The organism is Rhodococcus yunnanensis NBRC 103083, assembly GCF_001895005.1.
GTDB classification, from domain to species: domain Bacteria; phylum Actinomycetota; class Actinomycetes; order Mycobacteriales; family Mycobacteriaceae; genus Rhodococcoides; species Rhodococcoides yunnanense.
In genome coordinates this window covers 268826-286868 of the sequence record NZ_BCXH01000003.1, presented here as the reverse complement: position 1 = coordinate 286868, position 18043 = coordinate 268826, and the positions used below count along the sequence as shown (strand labels likewise).

General features: G+C 64.7%; 18 protein-coding genes and 1 tRNA gene. 3 read left to right on the top strand and 16 right to left on the bottom strand.

The genetic code is table 11. From position 1 onward, the window contains the following. Positions 1 to 95: 95 nt before the first annotated feature. From def to RY1_RS07690, 4 genes are all read right to left on the bottom strand, one after another. Complete coding sequence (gene def, locus RY1_RS07710) at positions 96 to 662, bottom strand: peptide deformylase (protein WP_072802943.1); 567 nt, start codon at positions 660 to 662, stop codon at positions 96 to 98. 488 nt (positions 663 to 1150) lie between these two features. Beyond that, positions 1151 to 1567 carry an ankyrin repeat domain-containing protein gene (locus RY1_RS07700; RefSeq protein WP_072802941.1) on the bottom strand — a complete coding sequence of 139 codons (417 nt, stop codon included), beginning with the start codon at positions 1565 to 1567 and terminating at the stop codon, positions 1151 to 1153. 249 nt (positions 1568 to 1816) lie between these two features. Further along, positions 1817 to 1889 (bottom strand) — tRNA-Thr (locus tag RY1_RS07695). A 56-nt stretch (positions 1890 to 1945) separates the two neighbouring features. Beyond that, complete coding sequence (locus RY1_RS07690) at positions 1946 to 2641, bottom strand: SDR family oxidoreductase (protein ID WP_072803071.1); 696 nt, start codon at positions 2639 to 2641, stop codon at positions 1946 to 1948. 86 nt (positions 2642 to 2727) lie between these two features. Between RY1_RS07690 and RY1_RS07685 the strand changes: the two genes are divergently transcribed. Further along, the gene (locus RY1_RS07685; protein WP_072802940.1) at positions 2728 to 3243 is read left to right on the top strand and encodes a CGNR zinc finger domain-containing protein; all 516 of its coding nucleotides are present in this window, start codon (positions 2728 to 2730) and stop codon (positions 3241 to 3243) included. Between the two features lie 80 nt (positions 3244 to 3323). Here the strand turns inward: RY1_RS07685 and RY1_RS07680 are convergent, their stop codons facing one another. The 5 genes from RY1_RS07680 to RY1_RS07655 form a co-directional block, all read right to left on the bottom strand. Beyond that, positions 3324 to 4511, bottom strand: a complete 1188-nt coding sequence (locus RY1_RS07680; protein ID WP_072802939.1) for a DNA polymerase III subunit delta' — start codon at positions 4509 to 4511, stop codon at positions 3324 to 3326. Positions 4512 to 4571: 60 nt separating this feature from the next. Beyond that, the gene (locus RY1_RS30070) at positions 4572 to 5063 is read right to left on the bottom strand and encodes a DUF3558 family protein (RefSeq protein WP_169914589.1); all 492 of its coding nucleotides are present in this window, start codon (positions 5061 to 5063) and stop codon (positions 4572 to 4574) included. Positions 5064 to 5377: 314 nt separating this feature from the next. Further along, positions 5378 to 8392 (bottom strand): type I DNA topoisomerase, encoded by a 3015-nt coding sequence (gene topA, locus RY1_RS07665; protein WP_072802936.1) that lies wholly within the window; start codon positions 8390 to 8392, stop codon positions 5378 to 5380. A gap of 145 nt (positions 8393 to 8537) precedes the next feature. After that, positions 8538 to 9125, bottom strand: a complete 588-nt coding sequence (locus tag RY1_RS07660; RefSeq protein WP_072802935.1) for a hypothetical protein — start codon at positions 9123 to 9125, stop codon at positions 8538 to 8540. A gap of 275 nt (positions 9126 to 9400) precedes the next feature. Continuing rightward, entirely contained in the window at positions 9401 to 9604 is a 204-nt protein-coding gene (locus RY1_RS07655; protein ID WP_005248460.1) for a cold-shock protein, read from the bottom strand. A gap of 541 nt (positions 9605 to 10145) precedes the next feature. Here RY1_RS07655 and RY1_RS07650 point away from each other — a divergent pair. Together RY1_RS07650 and RY1_RS07645 are read left to right on the top strand one after the other, a co-directional pair. Further along, positions 10146 to 12464, top strand: coding sequence for a DEAD/DEAH box helicase (locus RY1_RS07650; protein ID WP_072803070.1), 2319 nt, complete (start codon positions 10146 to 10148; stop codon positions 12462 to 12464). Between the two features lie 196 nt (positions 12465 to 12660). Further along, on the top strand, positions 12661 to 13146 hold the full coding sequence (locus tag RY1_RS07645; protein WP_072803069.1) for an FAS1-like dehydratase domain-containing protein: 486 nt from the start codon (positions 12661 to 12663) through the stop codon (positions 13144 to 13146). A 7-nt stretch (positions 13147 to 13153) separates the two neighbouring features. Here RY1_RS07645 and RY1_RS07640 read toward each other — a convergent pair whose 3' ends face one another. From RY1_RS07640 to ssd, 7 genes are read right to left on the bottom strand one after another with little or no spacing between them, the layout of a single operon-like run. Next, positions 13154 to 13501 (bottom strand): Rv3654c family TadE-like protein, encoded by a 348-nt coding sequence (locus RY1_RS07640; RefSeq protein WP_072802934.1) that lies wholly within the window; start codon positions 13499 to 13501, stop codon positions 13154 to 13156. Beyond that, complete coding sequence (locus tag RY1_RS07635) at positions 13498 to 13788, bottom strand: TadE family type IV pilus minor pilin (RefSeq protein ID WP_072802933.1); 291 nt, start codon at positions 13786 to 13788, stop codon at positions 13498 to 13500. Before RY1_RS07635 ends, RY1_RS07640 begins: the two co-directional genes overlap by 4 nt. Before the next feature lie 23 nt (positions 13789 to 13811). Then, complete coding sequence (locus RY1_RS07630; protein ID WP_245819547.1) at positions 13812 to 14015, bottom strand: DUF4244 domain-containing protein; 204 nt, start codon at positions 14013 to 14015, stop codon at positions 13812 to 13814. A 60-nt stretch (positions 14016 to 14075) separates the two neighbouring features. Then, a complete protein-coding gene (locus RY1_RS07625; RefSeq protein ID WP_072802932.1) occupies positions 14076 to 14651 on the bottom strand; it encodes a type II secretion system F family protein in 576 nt (191 codons plus the stop codon). After that, entirely contained in the window at positions 14648 to 15445 is a 798-nt protein-coding gene (locus RY1_RS07620; protein ID WP_072802931.1) for a type II secretion system F family protein, read from the bottom strand. Before RY1_RS07620 ends, RY1_RS07625 begins: the two co-directional genes overlap by 4 nt. Further along, the gene (locus RY1_RS07615; RefSeq protein WP_174565349.1) at positions 15442 to 16623 is read right to left on the bottom strand and encodes a TadA family conjugal transfer-associated ATPase; all 1182 of its coding nucleotides are present in this window, start codon (positions 16621 to 16623) and stop codon (positions 15442 to 15444) included. The genes RY1_RS07620 and RY1_RS07615 overlap by 4 nt, the downstream gene beginning before the upstream one ends. Then, positions 16620 to 17726: a septum site-determining protein Ssd gene (gene ssd / locus RY1_RS07610; protein WP_072802929.1), complete on the bottom strand. Its 1107-nt coding sequence runs from the start codon at positions 17724 to 17726 to the stop codon at positions 16620 to 16622. The genes RY1_RS07615 and ssd overlap by 4 nt, the downstream gene beginning before the upstream one ends. Positions 17727 to 18043: the final 317 nt, after the last annotated feature.

Below are 18043 nucleotides of genomic sequence, written 5' to 3'. Positions count from 1 at the left end.
CATGGCAAGGAGACCGACTTGCCATCACCAGGTGGCACCTCTACACGCTATGCGTCATCCGTCCCGTGGACTCACTCTCGGCCCTGATCTCTGACCTATTGGGCCGGCCAACCGGCCGCGTATCGATTCGAGACTTCTTCGTGGTCGCGATAGAGCTGCTTGCGTTTGCGCGTCGAGAGGCGGTCGCCGAAGACGATGCCGTTGATGTGGTCGGTCTCGTGTTGGAAGCAGCGCCCGAGAATGCCACCTGCGGTGATTTCGATCGGGTTGCCGTACTGATCGTGTCCGCGACATATGGAGAACGCGGGTCGTGCGATGTCGGTGTAGGCGCCTGGAAGGGACAGGCATCCTTCGCCGTAGTCGACGAGCTGTCGGTCGCGTCCCCCAGGAATGTCGACGACCGGATTGCAGACGACGCCGGCGCGCTGCACCCCTTCCTCGTCGGTGCAGTCGTATATGAACACCGCAAGATCAACACCGATCTGTTGAGCTGCGAGTCCAGCGCCATCTGCAGCGGCGTTGGTAGCGAACATGTCTGCGAGTAGTTCTTGGAGGTCGCAGTCGAAATCGATCACCGGTCGAGCTGGCGTATGAAGGACAGGGATACCCCAGCGAATGATCGGTTGCGCGGTGCCCAGGCGGATGAGTTCGGAGACTGGCATGAGCTTGATGTTCCACGCTGCGTGGGCCCAGCGCAACGAGACCGCGAATTAGGTCCGACAGCGAAGCATTCCACTTCTGCGCAGTCTTCCATCACGAAGTTGCCTGGTTGGGGGATGCAACACGGTCGATTGGGCGCCGTGCCTTGATCCTCACCGAACAGCGAGCAGACACCTCCGAACCTGACAGCCGAACTCGGCTGGAAAGTCCGGAAGCTATGCGGAGTGGAGTCCGGAGATGGTCCTGAGTGGGCGGGTCCAAGCCGCGTTGATCGTCATCGCGGGTGGGTTGGTCCGACGCCAGGGCGAGGACTCATTTTCGCGGTCGCATTTGTCGGTGTCGTACTGGATCCCTGCGTGCACGATGCTGGTTGCGCTGAGTAGACGGTTGGTGGCGTATCCGATGCCTTGCACTGCTGCGAGTTGTTCCTGGATCCGGCGCGCTCATGACTGGATCTCGGCGATCGTATCGGTGAAATCCGGATCAGCGCTCACAGTAGGTCGGCGAACTCGGCACAGATCTCGGGTTTGCCTCTGAACTTGCGCAGATGATCAAGGGGACTTTTCAAGCCGAAAGTCCCCTTCATGGTTTTCGCTTCTGGGTCTGCGCCGCGCGCCCTCAGGAGGCGGATAGTGCCAACTGGGTCTTTTCCTGCGCCGACGATTGCCCAGTAGAGAGCGGGGTAGCCCTTGTCGGTGACCGCATCTACCCGTGCGCCCGCGTCGAGGAGGAGCGCGATGATGCCCGTGTGTGCCGCACGGGATGCGAACAGCAGGGGCGTCCAGCCCTCCAGATCACGGGGGTCGGGATCGTTGCTGTCGCCCAGAAGTCTCCGTACCTTGTCGATCTCGCCGTCGAGTGCCGCATAATGCAAAGGAACGCGGCCTCCTTTGTCGGTAGCTGTCATTTACTTCATCTCCCGCTGATGGCTTCGGTTTCCGTAATGTTCCTCGACGGCGAACTTGTGGGGATTCGCGTTGTGGAAGATCTTTCAACCACGACTGGTCATCGGATCTGCTTCAGATGCCGCGACTGCGGAGACAAATCAGAGGCCCGGGTGCATGATGCGACCACATGAGCCTCGATCTCCGCGCTTGTACTGACATACCAAAAAGCCCCTCACAGCTTCCTGCTGGCGAGGGGCTTTCGTTCTCTGAGCCGCCTAAGAGAATCGAACTCTTGACCTTTTCATTACGAGTGAAATGCTCTACCGACTGAGCTAAGGCGGCGTGCCTTTCGGCGTTGGTGAGTCTAACGGAGCATCCCGCCGAAACTGAAATCGCCTCTAGCCGGTGATCGCGAGACCCTCCACCGGACCTGCGAGGACGGACTTGAAATACCTGGTCACGTCGTCAGCCAGCACCTCGGTCTCACCCGATTCGACGGCGTCGAGGATGGCGCCCGCCACATCCTTCGGGTCGTTCTTGGGCACATCCAGATCGGCGATCATGTCGGTATCGGTGTAGCCGAGGTGCACACCGGTGACCAGGGTTCCCTGCGGTGCGAGTTCGAGTCGCAGCGAGTTGGTCGCAGACCACAGTGCGGCTTTGGACGCGCCGTACGCCCCTGCCCCACCGACCCACGACAGCACCGAGTGAACGTCGACGAGCGCTCCGCCGCCGTTGCGGCCGAGGGTCGGCGCGAACGCCTGCGCGATGCGCAGTGCTCCGAAGAAGTTGGTCTCGAACACGCCGCGAACGTGCTCGATCGACGCACCGAGCAGCGGACCTGCCCCTGCCGTACCTGCATTGTTGACGACGATGGTCACATCCGTCAGTTCCTCCGCCAGTGCTGCTACAGAATCGGCGTCGGTGACGTCGAGCGACTTCGCCACCACACGCTGGTCGTCCGACGGCTTCGGTGATCGCGCCGTCGCATAGACCTTCGCGGCACCACGCGCCAACAACTCGTCGACGATCGACTTGCCCAATCCACGCTGTCCACCGGTCACCACTACGACTGCGCCCTCGATTGCCACCATCGAACTCACCTCTCGACATAACTGAAATGCTTTTGACTATGTCAGTACTACTTGCTCGCCGCGACATAGTCAAATAGTCTTTGGATATGTCCCCGAGTCCGACGCAGAGGTTTCACCTCGATCCAGCCCCAGACGGCCTGTATCGCGTTCAGGACCTCCTCAACACCCGCTCGATCGAGGTGAAGGGCTTTTCCGACCTCCTGTCCGACGGCGCTGTCGCGTCCGCAACCTTCGGGCTCGATCTGTCCGACGCGGACGCAGCCGCTCTTCGCGAACTACGCACAGCGCTCGAGGCCCTCGTCGACGGCGAAGCCCCCACGATTTCACCCGTTGCCGTGTCATTGAGCGTCGACGACTCCGGGACGGTGCAGCTACATCCGTCCGGGACGGGCTCGGCGCACATTGCGTCGTATGTGTGGTCGGAGGTTCTCCTGGCCCAGCGCGCGGATACCTGGCGACGCCTGAAGCGATGTCGAAACGAGGTCTGCGGCTCGGCTTTCTACGACCGCTCTCGCAACAACAGCGGCGTCTGGCACGATGTCAAGACATGCGGCAACATCGCGAACCTGCGCGCATCACGGGCGCGGCGGAAGTCCGAATAGCGTTGTTGCTCCGCTTGAATGAACGATTCAAGCTATCTGATCGTATGAATGGTCCATTCAAGCGATGAGTAGCCGCGAAATCAGCGCAGCGCTGCACCCAACGACGCCACCATTGCATATACCGCGAACTTCGGCTTCGCATTGAGGGCAAGGGATTCGCGGCACAGCAGGATGGCTTCGATGCTCTGGAGCAATGCTTCGCGTGAGGCGCCCTTGGCCATGCGCTCGATCTGCTCGGCCATGTCTGGATGATTGAGCGTGGCGGTCGATCCGTACGACCGCGCAAGCGCGTCACGATAGAGGCCGGCGAGGTCGATGAGCGCTCGGTCGTAGGAATCGCGCACGTTCCGGGTGCGCCTCGACTTCTGCCGCGCTTCGAGTTCCTTGATGACGCCGGCAGACCCCCGGAGTGCACCGGCGGCACCTTTTCCGGTACCGCCTGCACCCAAAGCTGTTCGCAGCTCCTCCATTTCGACGCCGTCGAGCGCCTCGCTGATCTCTGCCGCCTCGGTTTCGGCGGCCTTGACCATCTCCTCGGCCGCGAGATACGCCTGGTTCGGCCGAGCGGCCGCCGATGCCAGACCCAGCGCCCGCTTGCGTCGTGCGCGAGCGTCCTCGTCCTTGGCGAGCCGCCGAGCGCGACCCACATGTCCACCACTGATCGACGCGGCCCACTCCGCCGTCTCGACGTCGAGTTTGTCGCGAGTCTGCAGCACCCGGGCGATGGCCGAGTTGGTCGGGGTGGTCAACGGAACGTGCCTGCACCGCGAACGAAGAGTCACCGACATGTCCTCGGGGTCGGTCGACGGCGCGCACAGCAGAACGACCGTACGGGCAGGCGGCTCCTCGACGACCTTCAGCAATGCGTTGGCAGCGGCCTCGCTCAGACGATCCGCGTCCTCGATGACGACGATCTGCCACCGACCCGTGCTGGGCCGCCTGGCCGCGATGGAGACGATGTCTCGCATCTCCTTGACGCTGATGCTCAGCCCCTGCGGGATGATGCGTCGAACATCTCCGTGGGTGCCTGCCATCGTCGTCGAACAGGCATGGCACTCGCCGCAACCGGGTGAGCCTTCCGTGGTGCACTGCAGTGCAGCCGCGAAGCACACCGCAGCAATGGAGCGTCCGGACCCCGGCGGCCCGGTGAACAGCCACGCATGTGTCATTGCCGATCCGGTATCACCCGAGCGAGCTCCGATGGCAGCCGCCGTCAACTCTGCTTCGACGTCCTCTTGGCCTATCAGCCGATCGAATACTCCCGCCATGGCTGGCAGCTTAGTCGTCGCCACCGACGCGTCGAGAACCCGCGGTGCGGCACCCTCGTGCTACGGATGCTCGAGAAAGAGCTCGACTGCTACTTCCAGTCTGGAACACGAAGAATCGAACTCGGCGTCGATCATGGTGAATTCCACTGTTCCGCCCTCGACTTCGGCAAACGCGGCGCAGGTATCGCCCGAATAGACGAACACCTTGACGATCCGGCCGCCGACGACGACTTCGCGCAGATCGGTCACACCGGTCGTCGTCGCGATCGAGTCGAGTGGCAGCGGGCCTGCGAGCGAGACCGAGAACCCGATGCCGTCTCCGCTCCAACTGCATGCGCCGATCGCCGGTATCTCGATCTTCGTCGCAGGGTCCACACCGAGGATTTTCAGTTCATCGTCGTCCAACCCGCATGGATCGAACTCGGCCGGCTGGGCAGACGGAGAACTCTCGGACGACGACGGCAACTGGCCCCGCTCCACGCCCTGGCCGCGCCACGCATCCTCGGCGACGGCATTTCCCTCGATCGTGTGGCCGCAACCGCAAAGGGCCACTACACAGACCACACTTCCGACTACCGATTTCACTCCGTACATGCGGATCGCATTTTCGTCGAGACGTCGATGCCGCTTGCAGTCCGGGCGGGCGCCACACTCGTCACCGAAATCACGCCGGCTGCTTCGACAACCGCAATGCCCTGAACGGTACGAGAACAGGCGGCGAGGACGAGCAGTCCGCATGCGATGGCCAGAAATTGCTTCACATAAGTTTCGACGCATCCCGAGGGGAAACGGTTCCACGGCACCGAGTCCGCTGCTTGAATGGTTCATTCATGTTGACAGACAACATGAATGAACCATTCAAGCGATCAGGATTCGGTCGGCGGCACTTTCTTCGCCGCAGCCTTCTTCGCCGCAGCCTTCTTCGCAGGCGCCTTCTTGGCCGGAGTCTTCTTCGCCGCCGTCTTCTTCGCTGCAGCCTTCTTCGCGGGCGCCTTCTTGGTCGCCGTCTTGGTCGCAGTGGCCTTCTTCGTGGCCGCCTTCTTGGTGGCCTTCTTCTTCACCGGGCCACGAGCGCGCCTGTTGGCCAGCAGTTCCGACGCGCGGCCGTCGTCGATGGTGGCGACGTCGTCGTCCTTCTGCAGGCTCGCGTTGGTCTCACCGTCGGTGACGTACGGACCGAATCGTCCGTCCTTGATCACCATCGGCGCTTCACTGACCGGGTCGACACCGAGCTCACGCAACGGCGGCTTGGCCTCGCCCTGACGTCCACGACGCTTCGGTTCGGAGTAGATCTTCAGCGCCTCTTCGAGGGAGACGGTGAACAACTGCTCCTCGTCGGTCAGCGAGCGAGAGTCGGTGCCCTTCTTCAGATACGGCCCGTAGCGGCCGTTCTGTGCGGTGATCTCTTCCTTCGACTCGGGGTCGACGCCGATGACGCGTGGCAGCGACAACAGCTTGAGTGCATCCTCGAGCGTGATGGTGGCAAGGTCCATCGATTTGAGCAGCGAACCGGTACGCGGCTTGGGGCCGGTTGCCTTCTTCGCTGCTTTCTTGGCTGGCGCCTTCTTCGCGGCAGCCTTCTTGACCGCAGTCTTGGTGCCGCCACCGCCGTCGTTGTCGGTGGGAATCGGCACGATGTCCGGCTCGGGTGCCACAGGTTCCGGCGCGGGCTCCGGCAGCAGCTCGGTGACGTACGGCCCGAAACGGCCTTCCTTGGCGACGATCTCGTGACCGGTCAACGGATCGGCGCCGAGCTTGCGTCCCTCCTGCGGGGTCGCGAACAGCTTCTCGGCGAAATCGAGCGTCAACTCGTCCGGCGGCAGATCGTCGGGGAGGTTGGCGCGCTGCGAGATCGGATCCCCATCGGGATCGTCGTCGCTGCGGATCATTCGCTCGAGGTAAGGCCCGTAACGGCCGACCCGGACGTGCACTTCACGGCCCTGGTCGTCGTCGAACAGCCTGATCGAGTTGATCTCGCGTGCGTCGATGTCCTCCAGATTGGTGCCGACCATCTTCTTCAGTCCGCCCGAGCGAGCGACGGACCCCTCGGCACCGGTCTCGCCGCCGAAGTAGAAGCTGGTGAGCCAGTCTCCGCGGCGTTCGCGCCCACCGGCTATGGCGTCGAGATCGTCCTCCATACCTGCCGTGAAGTCGAAGTCCACGAGACGACCGAAGTGCGCCTCCAGCAGTCCGATCACCGAGAACGCCACCCACGACGGGACCAGCGCACTTCCGCGTTTGTAGACGTAACCGCGGTCGAGGATGGTCTTGATGATCGACGCGTACGTCGACGGCCGGCCGATACCCAACTCTTCGAGCGTCTTGATGAGCGACGCCTCGGTGTACCGCGCGGGCGGGTTGGTGGTGTGACCGTCCGGATCGAGCTTGGTGGCCGTGACGGCGTGGCCCGCCTTCAGCGCCGGAAGGCGCGATTCGGCGTCGTCGGACTGGCCGCCTGCCTCGTCGTCGACACTCTCGACGTACGCCTTGAGGAAGCCGGCGAAGGTGATGGTCCGACCGGATGCAGAGAACGTGCACTCCTCGCCGGTGGTCGCCGTGCCGTTGATGCGCAACGTCAGCGTCGTTCCGCGCAGATCGGCCATCTGGGAGGCGACGGTTCGCTGCCAGATGAGCTCGTACAGCCGGTACTCGTCGGTCTGCAACGCAGAATGCAGCTGGCCCGGAGTCTGGAAGACATCGCCCGCGGGTCTGATGGCCTCGTGGGCCTCCTGCGCGTTCTTGACCTTGCGTGTGTACTGCCGCGGCGTCGGATGGACGTACTCGGGGCCGTACAGCTCCGTTGCCTGTGACCGTGCCGCGGCGATGGCCGACTCCGACAGCGTCGTGGAGTCGGTACGCATGTAGGTGATGTAGCCGTTCTCGTACAGACGCTGCGCGACGCGCATGGTCCGCTCCGAGCTGAAGCGCAGCTTGCGGCCCGCTTCCTGCTGCAGCGTCGACGTCATGAACGGCGGGTACGGCTTGCGCGTGTACGGCTTGTCCTCGGCCGACGCAACGGTCAGGTCGACGCCTTCGAGCGACGCGGCAAGGCGACGAGCTCTCGGTTCGTCGAGGACGGTGACGGCGTCGGACTTCAGCTTTCCGTCGGATCCGAAATCACGGCCCGAGGCGACGCGTGCACCGTCGACGTTGACCAGGCGTGCCCCGAAGCTGCGAGGCGTCTGGTCCGCTCCGGCGTCGAGCGTTGCGGAGATGTCCCAGTACTCCGCGGTCCGGAACGCCATCCGGTCGCGCTCACGCTGGACGATGATCCTGGTCGCGACGGACTGCACGCGGCCCGCCGACAACTTCGGCATGACCTTCTTCCACAGCACGGGACTGACCTCGTAGCCGTAGAGGCGGTCGAGGATGCGCCTCGTCTCCTGCGCGTCGACGAGGTCCTTGTCCAACTCGCGTGTGTCCGCGGCGGCAGCAAGGATCGCCGGTTTGGTGATCTCGTGGAAGACCATGCGTCGAACAGGGATCTTGGGGTTCAGGGTCTCGAGGAGATGCCAGGCGATGGCCTCACCCTCGCGGTCGGGGTCGGTGGCGAGGAAGAGTTCGTCGGCGTCCTTGAGCAGGCTCTTGAGCTCGGCGACCTTGCCCTTCTTCTCCGGCGACACGACGTAGAGCGCCTCGAAATCGTGGTCGACGTCGACACCGAGGCGTGCCCACGACTCGCCCTTGTACTTCGCCGGCACGTCGGCAGCGCCGCGAGGGAGGTCGCGGATATGACCGACCGAAGCCTCGACGACATAGTTCTTCCCCAGGTACGGGGCAATCTTCTTCGCCTTGGTCGGGGACTCGACGATGACAAGGCGGCGCGGCTCAGCAGAGCTGCCGGTGGTGGAGTCCCCCGTGCCGTTATTCCGTGCTGCCACCTTGCTGCCGAACCTTCCGTCGTTACGTGCCCAATCGGCACCCTGCGGGTAACTCTTACCCCTTGAAACCGACAATTTCGCCGGTCCGCCTGGTAACAGAGTGGCATACGCCGCCAAAATACTCGCAGATCAGCTATTCATCTTCTTACCTTGCCTGCGGCCAACTGGTACGCGCGTCCCCGTTTCCCGGCGGCATTCCGACGTTCTCCACCAGCCTCGACAGTCGCCTCCGACCAGTGATCCGCAGTCCAGGCGACGCACCGCGTGTACCGATCAGGGTCGGTGCGATTCCTGCACGCATCAGCGCCTGCGCGAGCGGCGCATGGGACTCGGGAGCATGCGGGTCGAGCCCGAGTACGTACCGCTCACCGCCCGCCTCGGGACGGCCGCCGACGAGAACCCATGCCCTCAACTCACGTGGACCAGGCACCCACCCTGGCGGCATCGACTTCACTGCACCCTTCGTCCATTGAGACGCAAGCGCAGACAACTCGGCCACCGCCGCCGTCCGAACGAGCGGACGGTCTTCCTCAGACCGACCGATCTCCGCCACGAGCCCACACTCGGCCATCAGATCCGAGATCGCTTCGGCACGCCACTCGTCGTCGACGACGGCCGAGATGCGTGCACCGGCTGCCGACAGCACCACCTGACCGACCGACGCCAGCAGCCCACTCAAGTCGGTCACCGACGGCGGCAACGACTCGGCCGAGAAAAAGGACAGCTGGTTCACAGAAAGGACGATAGGACATCGATAGGTGCACCGACGCGCGATACGTACGTGTCAGCCGACCGAAGACTCGTGCGACGCCTCGGACGCACACACGAAATCTGCGCATGCGCGCAAGACCACGCAAGCGCATAAGACCCCGCATGCATTGAGACCACGCAGTGAAAGACTTGGACGCTACGAAACAACTCATCCCCCTTTTGCGATCGGGAAAACCCGGACGCAAAAGGGGGATGATGTGTTGTCGATTCGTCTCGCCTTACGGCGAGCGGATCTGATCAGACCGCGCGAACTCCGGTCGCCTGGGGCCCCTTGGTTCCCTGGCCGACCTCGAACTCGACGCGCTGGTTCTCCTCGAGGGTGCGGAAACCGCTGCCCTGAATCTCGGAGTAGTGAACGAAAACGTCAGCGGAGCCGTCTTCTGGTGCGATGAATCCAAAGCCTTTTTCGGCGTTGAACCACTTCACAGTTCCCTGTGCCATGCTTTTCCTTCTCTTTCTAACACCGGATGCGGTGGGCAGCACTTACAGTCCACCGGGCCGGTTCCGACCGTTGTACTTCCTGATTTTCCCCCTCAGCAGAACCTCCGCAAGAACAGAGACCCCCTCAGGAAACGCTCCAAAAGCACAGCGCCCGCAACATCGATCCTGCGAGCGTGAAAACGAACACAGAAGCTGCGACCAGTTCAAGTCAACCACGACTTGACCTTTTGCAACAGTCGAAAAGGGCAGTTTTCGCACAATTTGTTGATCTTGAGCATCGTGACAATGTTCGTTGCATCGTTTAGGCCCTCTCACCAGCACCGATGCATGGCCGCCGGGAGCCGCGCGCCGGCCGAGCGATACGATGAAAACCGCAGGTCGTGGGCCTGGTCGACGCGGCAGGCAGTTTTTCGAGTGAGCATGGTTCGAGTGAACTTGGTTCGAGTGAGCATGGAGAGCATCAGTGACCCAACCGGATCCGACGAACGAGGGTCATTCGAACCAAGTCGTTGCCGGCTCGATCGAACCCAGCTATGGGCAAATGCTTCTCGACCGCGTCCTCGCGGGTACACCCGCAGGCGAACGCCCCCTCACCCACGTCGCCGAGCTGCCCGGCCGGGCGGCCCAATTCGTCGACTGGCCAACGTGGTTGAAGCCGGAAGTAGGCCGTGTCCTTCGCGCTCGCGGCATCCCACAGCCGTGGAGCCATCAGGCGCGTGCGGCCACACTTGCCAACGACGGTGTTCACGTTGTCCTGTCAACTGGCACAGCGTCGGGAAAGTCTCTCGCATACCAGATGCCGATTCTGTCGACACTGCTGGGCGATGCCCGAGCGACCGCCCTCTACCTAGCTCCGACCAAAGCACTCGGCGCGGATCAACTCCGCAGCACCATATCGATGACGGACGAGTTGCGTGCTGATGCAGCGCAACTGGCGGAGGTCTTTCCGAGCGCATACGACGGCGACACCCCGATCGAGATCAGGCAGTGGGCACGAGCCAACGCGCGGTGGATCTTCACCAACCCCGACATGATCCACATCGGCATCCTCGGTGCGCACGAGCGCTGGGCACGCTTTCTGCGCAACTTGCGATACGTCGTCGTCGACGAGTGCCACTACTACCGCGGAGTCTTCGGCTCCAATGTCGCACTGATACTTCGGCGCCTTCGGCGCATCTGCGCGCGCTACGGCGCGGATCCGACATTCGTCCTCGCCAGCGCCACGACGTCGAACCCAGGAATCGCCGCCACGCGACTGGTCGGGGCCCCGTGCGAGGAGGTCACCGAGGACGGGTCCCCGCACGGGCCGCGGACCGTCGCGCTCTGGGAACCGCCGTTGCTGAAGGAGATCATCGGGGAGAACGGCGCACCGGTACGCCGCTCGGCCGGCGCCGAGGCGTCGCGCATCATGGCCGATCTGATGGTCGAGGGCGCTCGCACACTGACTTTCGTCCGGTCGAGACGCGGCGCCGAGGTGACGGCACTCGGCACTCAGCGCTTGCTCGCCGACGTCGACCGTGATCTGCCCGGACGGGTTGCCGCCTATCGCGCCGGTTACCTCGCCGAGGACCGTCGCAAGCTCGAATCCGACCTCTCCGACGGCACACTGCTCGGTGTCGCGACGACCAACGCCCTCGAATTGGGAGTCGACATAGCGGGACTCGACGCCGTCGTCGTGGCCGGCTTCCCCGGCACCGTCGCGTCGTTCTGGCAGCAGGCGGGGCGGTCGGGCAGACGCGGTGAGGGCTCACTCGTCGCACTCGTCGCCAGGGACGACCCACTCGACACCTACCTCGTCCATCATCCCGCTGCGCTGCTCGACAAACCGATCGAGGCGACGGTCACCGATCCGACGAACCCATATCTACTGCGTCCCCAACTGTTGTGTGCTGCAGCCGAACTACCGATCACCGCGGAGGAAGCAGCAGAACTGAGAGCCGAGTCGATACTGGGCGATCTCGCCGCCGAGGGGCTCGTCAGGAAGCGTCCACACGGATGGTTCATCACGCCCGAGGGCCAGAAATTCGCACCTCATGCCGCGGTGAACATCCGCGGCGGCAGCGGAACCCAGATCGCGATCGTCGACGGCGGGTCCGGCCGCATGCTCGGTACCGTCGATGCCGGACGTGCCCCTGCCACAGTCCATCCCGGCGCCGTGCACATACATCAGGGTGAATCGTTCGTCGTCGACGAGTTGAATCTCGACGACGGCCTCGCGCTCGTGCACCCCGAACAACCCGACTGGAACACATCTGCCCGCGAGACCACCGACATCGTCATCACCGAGGTCCATTCCCGACGAACGCTCGGCGAGGTCTCCATTGCGCTCGTTCAGGTCGACGTCACGCACCAGGTAGTCGGATATCTGCGGCGACTTCATTCGGGTGAGGTACTCGATTCCATCGAGCTCGACATGCCCGAACACACGCTCGACACCCGTGCCGTCATGTACACCGTCACCCCGGAGCTACTCATCGAACGAGGCATCCCGCCCGAGCGCTTCCCCGGTTCCCTTCATGCCGCCGAACACGCCGCCATCGGGTTGCTTCCCCTCGTCGCGACGTGCGATCGCTGGGACATCGGCGGCGTGTCGACGGCCCTGCATCCCGACACCGGTCTGCCGACGGTCTTCGTCTACGACGGCTACGACGGCGGCGCGGGATTCGCCGATCGAGGGCACCTCGCCATCGAGAGCTGGCTGGAGGCGACGCGCGATGCAATCGATTCGTGCGAGTGCCCGACCGGATGCCCCTCGTGCGTGCAGTCGCCGAAATGCGGTAACGGAAACGACCCGCTCGACAAGGCCGGGGCGGTTCTCGTGTTGCAGGCGGTACTCGATGCGGTGGCGCGATCGAGCTGAGCGATGCGGCAGCTGTGATGACCGAGCACATCGAATCGGGCGCACAATTGGACATTTGCGAACTCTGAGCGGGACGGCTCGCGGACAGCGACATGTGGTGGTGCACTGAGGCAACCGCGAGACCGAACCGAAGGGGAACGAAGTGTCGACGATATCCGTGAACCCTGCCGACGTCGTCACCAGAACCATCTGGGACATGGTCGGTGCACACCACCTCGTACCGTTCACCTACGAGATCGGTCGCGAGAAGGTCAGGGAATTCGCAAAGGCGGTGCACGATGATCATCCGGCACATTTCGACGACTCCGCCGGCCACGAACTCGGCCATGGGGGCGCTATCGCACCCGTTACGTTCGTCAGCGTGATCGGCACCGCGATCCTTCCCGAACTGTTCGCAAACCTACTGTTGGGCTACGGTATCGGCGACATTCTGCATTCGGATCAACAGATGCACCTGCATCGGCCCATTCGAATCGGCGATGTTCTCCGCAGCGATCTCTGCCTCGAATCCTTCCGACAGTCCTCGGGCAGCGACATCATGGTCACCGCAAACGACATGACCGATGCTGCAGGCGAACTCGTCGCGACGACCAAGACCACATTCGTTGCCCGCACCGGAGGAAATCCCGACGGCGCAGCGCTGGGGTACGCATTGTCGGCGATCATGCGCAGAGCAGGCTGACCGCATCTCACTGGATCGGTCCTGCCCGCGCACGTGCCACCGCCTCACGTACGCCGAACCGGCCGAGCGGCAAGGAGACCTCGACCTCGACCAGTACGTCCCACCCGTCCACGACGCAGTCGACGACCGTGCCGCCCATCCGGTCCACCAGGGTCCTGGCCGTGGCGCACGCATCGACGACGCCTCTGTCCAGCGCACCGGCCGCGGCGAGCGCCGACAGATCGGCTGCGGACTGAGCTGTGTGCCGGCCACTCACCGCAGCTCCGACATGCACGATGGCAATCACCACCACCACCAGGGCAGCAAGCGCGCAGGCGGCGAGCACGGTCGCGCCGCCGTCGTCGCGTCCGGTCATTCTTCGCTCACCGTCTCCAGGGCGGCGACAGCCTCGGCTGCGACCGTCAGCCCGGGAAGGGCGGTGTCCGCCTCCACTCGCGCGGTGACGAATCCGTCTTTCTCCGACACGCTGATCCGCGCGTTCTTCGGTGCGATATCCGTGATCGCGTCATCGCCTCGGGCCACCAACCGTGCCGCCTCGCGCGCAGCGTCCACGCACCGAACATGCACGGAGACAGCCGATACGGCACCGATACATGTCACGACGACTGCGACGATGGAGGCGATGGCGATCGCCGCCTCCACCGTCGCGCCGCCGTCGTCGCGCGCTAGACGGCCGTGTTCAGTGCCCTGTCGATGATTCCGGTCAAGGCGCCGACGATCGAATCGCCGGTCACCACGGTGTAGAGGATTGCACCGAACGCCGCGGCTGCGATGGTTCCGATCGCGTACTCCGCGGTCGACATCCCATCGTCGGCCACGGCAGCCAGCACAACCCTCGTCCGAAGTTCTCGAAATACTCTGTCCATCATCATGTTTCCCCTCCTCGTCATCCGGTACGGCGGCCCCGCCCCGGAACTCCAACACCCCCGTCACAGCAGTCCTCCGCCCAGCACGCTGCCGGCGAGACCTGCTACGACAGGAACGATCCCCAGGCACACGAATGCCGGAAGGAAGCACAGCCCGAGAGGCCCACTGATCAGAACTCCCGCGCGTTCGGCGGCAGCGGCAGCGGCATCTTCGGCGTGCACGCGTTTTTGCCGCGCCAGTTCCGCAATACCGTCGGCCAGGGACGATCCTGACCGTGCGGACCGGCGGGCCATCCGTGCCAGCGGCTCCATTTCCGGGTCTGCTGCGATCGGGGCCCACGCGGTGTGCGCATCGGCTCCGAGCACGAGCAGATCCGACGTCGTCTTCAGCGCCTTCCCGATCGACGGGGGCGCCACGCCTGCGACCGCGGCAGCAGCGATCCCCGCAGGTAGTCCGCCTCGCAGACATGCGGCCAGAAGATCGAGGACCGCAGCGGCCGAGTGATCGTCCGAATCAGGTTCTGGTCCAGTCGAGTTGGTGTCTTCCACGTGGGGGCCCGAGACACGCCCGAGCGAGGACGGAAGTGCAGGCACGATCACCATTGCCCCCGCGACACACGCCAACGCGAGCCAGCTCATCGAGTCACTCGTTCCGTGATGGCGTCTGTCCATGCCAGCCCGGCGCAGACCAGTACCGAGCCGACAACCAGGAGCACCCCGCCGATCCCGCCGCCGAGCAACACCGCGAGAGGATTCGCGCCCATCAGTTGGCCGAGCAGTATCCCGAGAACCGGCAGGCAGGCGAGCACGGTACCGGTTGCACGCGCCCCGGCAAGCGATGCCCGCGTTCGATCCCGAAACTGCCTGCGTGACAGCACGTCCGCGCGTGCCGCCGTGAGCGGTTCGACGAGCCCGAGCCCGTATTCGTCGGAGACCTTCCACGCTGCCGACACCCTCGACAGCTCGGCGGAGACAACCGAATCCGGTAACGCGAGCCCCGCGTGCGCATCGCCGCCCAACCGCGCTCGACCCGCCGCACGCCCGAACGCCACGGCTGCACTACCGCCGCCCTCGGATGCTGCCGTCGCACATGCGAGTGCCGGGTGGGTGCCGACACCGAGTTCGCCGATGACGACATCCAGACCTGCCGTGAGGAACTCGATCTCGGCGTCGTGAGCACGCCCTCGCGACGCCCTGCGGTGACGCGTCCACACCGTCGCGCCGATCACCGCAGCTGCGCACGCGGCATGCACACCTCCGACGACCACTCCGACGCTGCACGCCGTCACCGCACCGACCACGGGAATCACGGCACGCGAGTGCACGGTGAACCGTCCTGGTACCGGCGCCGGGCGTGCCATCGGCACTCGTTCGCGGCTCCCCGGCCACACCAGCAGTGCCGCCGTGCACAGCATCATGCCTATCGCGATCACAGTCCCCTCGCTCTTCGTTCGAGGAGTGCGTCGAGGACGGCGTGTCCCCTGTCGGGTCCACCGTCCACGGTCCAGGCCGAGACGATGTCCACCGTGCCGTGCCGATCAGCAACGACGACGGCGATCTCGCGCAGTCTGCGCACGCCGTCGTGCGAGCGATGCACGTGCAGCACCACCTGGACCGCCGCTCCGAGCTGACTGTGCAGCGCCGCGCGGTCCATCCCGCCGAGCGCTGCCAACGCTTCGAGGCGCGGGGGTACCTCGGCGGGCGAATTGGCGTGGATCGTCCCCGCCCCACCGTCGTGACCCGTGTTGAGCGCGGTCAGCAGATCTACCACCTCTGCTCCGCGAACCTCGCCGACCACCAAGCGGTCCGGCCGCATCCGCAGCGCCTGGCGTACCAATTGCCGGACGGTGACCTCGCCGATCCCCTCGACGTTCGGAGCACGGGCGACCATCCTGACAACGTGTGGGTGCGCGGGGTTCAGCTCGGCCGCATCCTCCACGCAGACGATCCGCTCGGTGGGCGAGACCTCCCCGAGCAGCGCTGCCAGGAGTGTGGTTTTTCCTGCGCCGGTGCCGCCGACGACCAGAAATGCAAGACGTGCGGCGACCACGGCGCGGAGGAGAACCAGAGCGTCGGGAGCGATCGCGCCGCGTTCGGCGAGTGCGTCCAGGCCCTGGGTCGTCGGCCGCAGCACCCGTAGCGACAGGCACGTTCCGCCGCGCGAGATCGGCGCCAGCACTGCATGCAGGCGCACACCGAATGTGCCGTCACCCGCACCCGGCAGTTGCCCGTCGACCCAGGGTTGGGCGTCGTCCAGTCGTCGTCCCGCCGAGAGCGCCAGCCGTTGCGCGAGTCGTCGCACGGCGGCATCGTCGACGAATCGGACGGTGGTGCGTTCGAGCCCCGCACCTCGGTCCACCCACACTTCGTCCGGTGCGGTGACCAGGACGTCGGCGACCCGCGGATCCATCAGAAGAGATTCGAGAGGCCCCGCCCCGGTCAATTCGGTCTGCAGCACTCGGAGCGCGGCGAGCAGATCGGTATCGCTGAGCACTCCCCCTGCTTCGACACGAATAGCGCCTGCCACCAGAGTCGGCGTGGGTTCCTCGGTCGATCGCGCGAGACGCTCGCGGACGCGGTCCAGCAGATCCGCCGTCACCACCGCGGTCATGCTGCCCACTGCCGGTGGCGCGGCCTGCGGCCGAACGTCTCGAGAATTTCCGACGCGGCAGTGTGCAGCGGCGACCGGCGCCGCAGGGTGAGTCCGCCGCGCTCGGATCGCGAGGCAAGCCTCGGTTCGGGACGCATCGACGCCAGCAGCGGAAGTTCGAGCGATCTGGCCACGTCGACGGCCCGGATGCCGCCCGGTGACGGTCCCCGCACGACGACACCGACGTTGGAGTTACGGGAGACGACGTACCTCGCCACTGCATCCGCGCTCGCGACGGCACCGACTTCCGCCGGGACGAGGAGAAGCACCAGGTCGGCACCGTCTACGAGTACTCCGCTTTCGACCCCGGGATGTCGCGGCACATCGCAGACGACGAGATCGCCTGCAGTTCTTCCCGCATCGACGACGGCTTCGCACGCGGTGCGGTCCACATGGGTCGAGCCACGGGCGGTGGACAGGACCGACAGAGCGCCATCGGAGGGGAGCGCCGCATGCAGTGCGTCGGCGGAGACGCGGCCGGCTTCGACCACAAGTCCCGACCACCGAAGTCCCGGCCGATCCTCCCAGCCCAGCATCAGATCCAGGCCTGCGCCGAAACCGTCGCCGTCGACGAGGAGCGTTCGTCGCCCGTCCGCGGCCGACACCGATGCCACCGCGGTCGCAAACGTCGACGCGCCCGCACCGCCGCGGCCCCCGATCACCGCGATGACACCGCCGTCGCCGCCGGGCGACCGTGTGTTCGCGGCGAGTACGCGCACGAGTTCGTGCTCGTTCTCGGGCAGTCCTATTACATGTGCCGCGCCGACGGTCGTTGCAGCACGCCAATGTTCGAGGCCTGGTGTGCCGCGAGCGAGTACCACCACGCCGTCACGCCGCGGCAACCTGCGAGCGAGCACGTCCGAGACGTGTGGGTGGTCCAGCAGGACTGCGTGCGCCTCGTCCCATTCGATGCGCGTCGGTGCGCCGGCTGATTCCGAGTTTCTCTCCAGCAGCACACAATCCGTCGCCGCCACGACCCGAGTGGCGTCCGCGGCCAGCGCCTGATCTGCAGTGAGAAGCAAGACCGTCCTGACGCCGTCGGTCGGCGTCGTATCGAGTTTCATGAGGCACGATCCTGCGCCGCCTGCACGACGACGCCAAGCCCCTGTTCCGCGATTGTGGATGAATCAGGGGGGTGTGGATGAATTGTTGGACGCTCGTACCATTCTGCCGAGACGGAGCTACCGACTGGTAAGTCTCATTACCCGACAACACATTCCGGTCGTCCGGCAGGTATCTCGGCGACTCACGAAGGTCTTCGAAACGGGGCACCCCTGAATAGAGGACGACCCTCGCCAGGGGGGGAGGAGGCGAGGGTCGTCTAGTTCAGCCCCGGGGGGTCGGGCTGAACTCGTCCGAACCGAATCGGACTGCATCGATA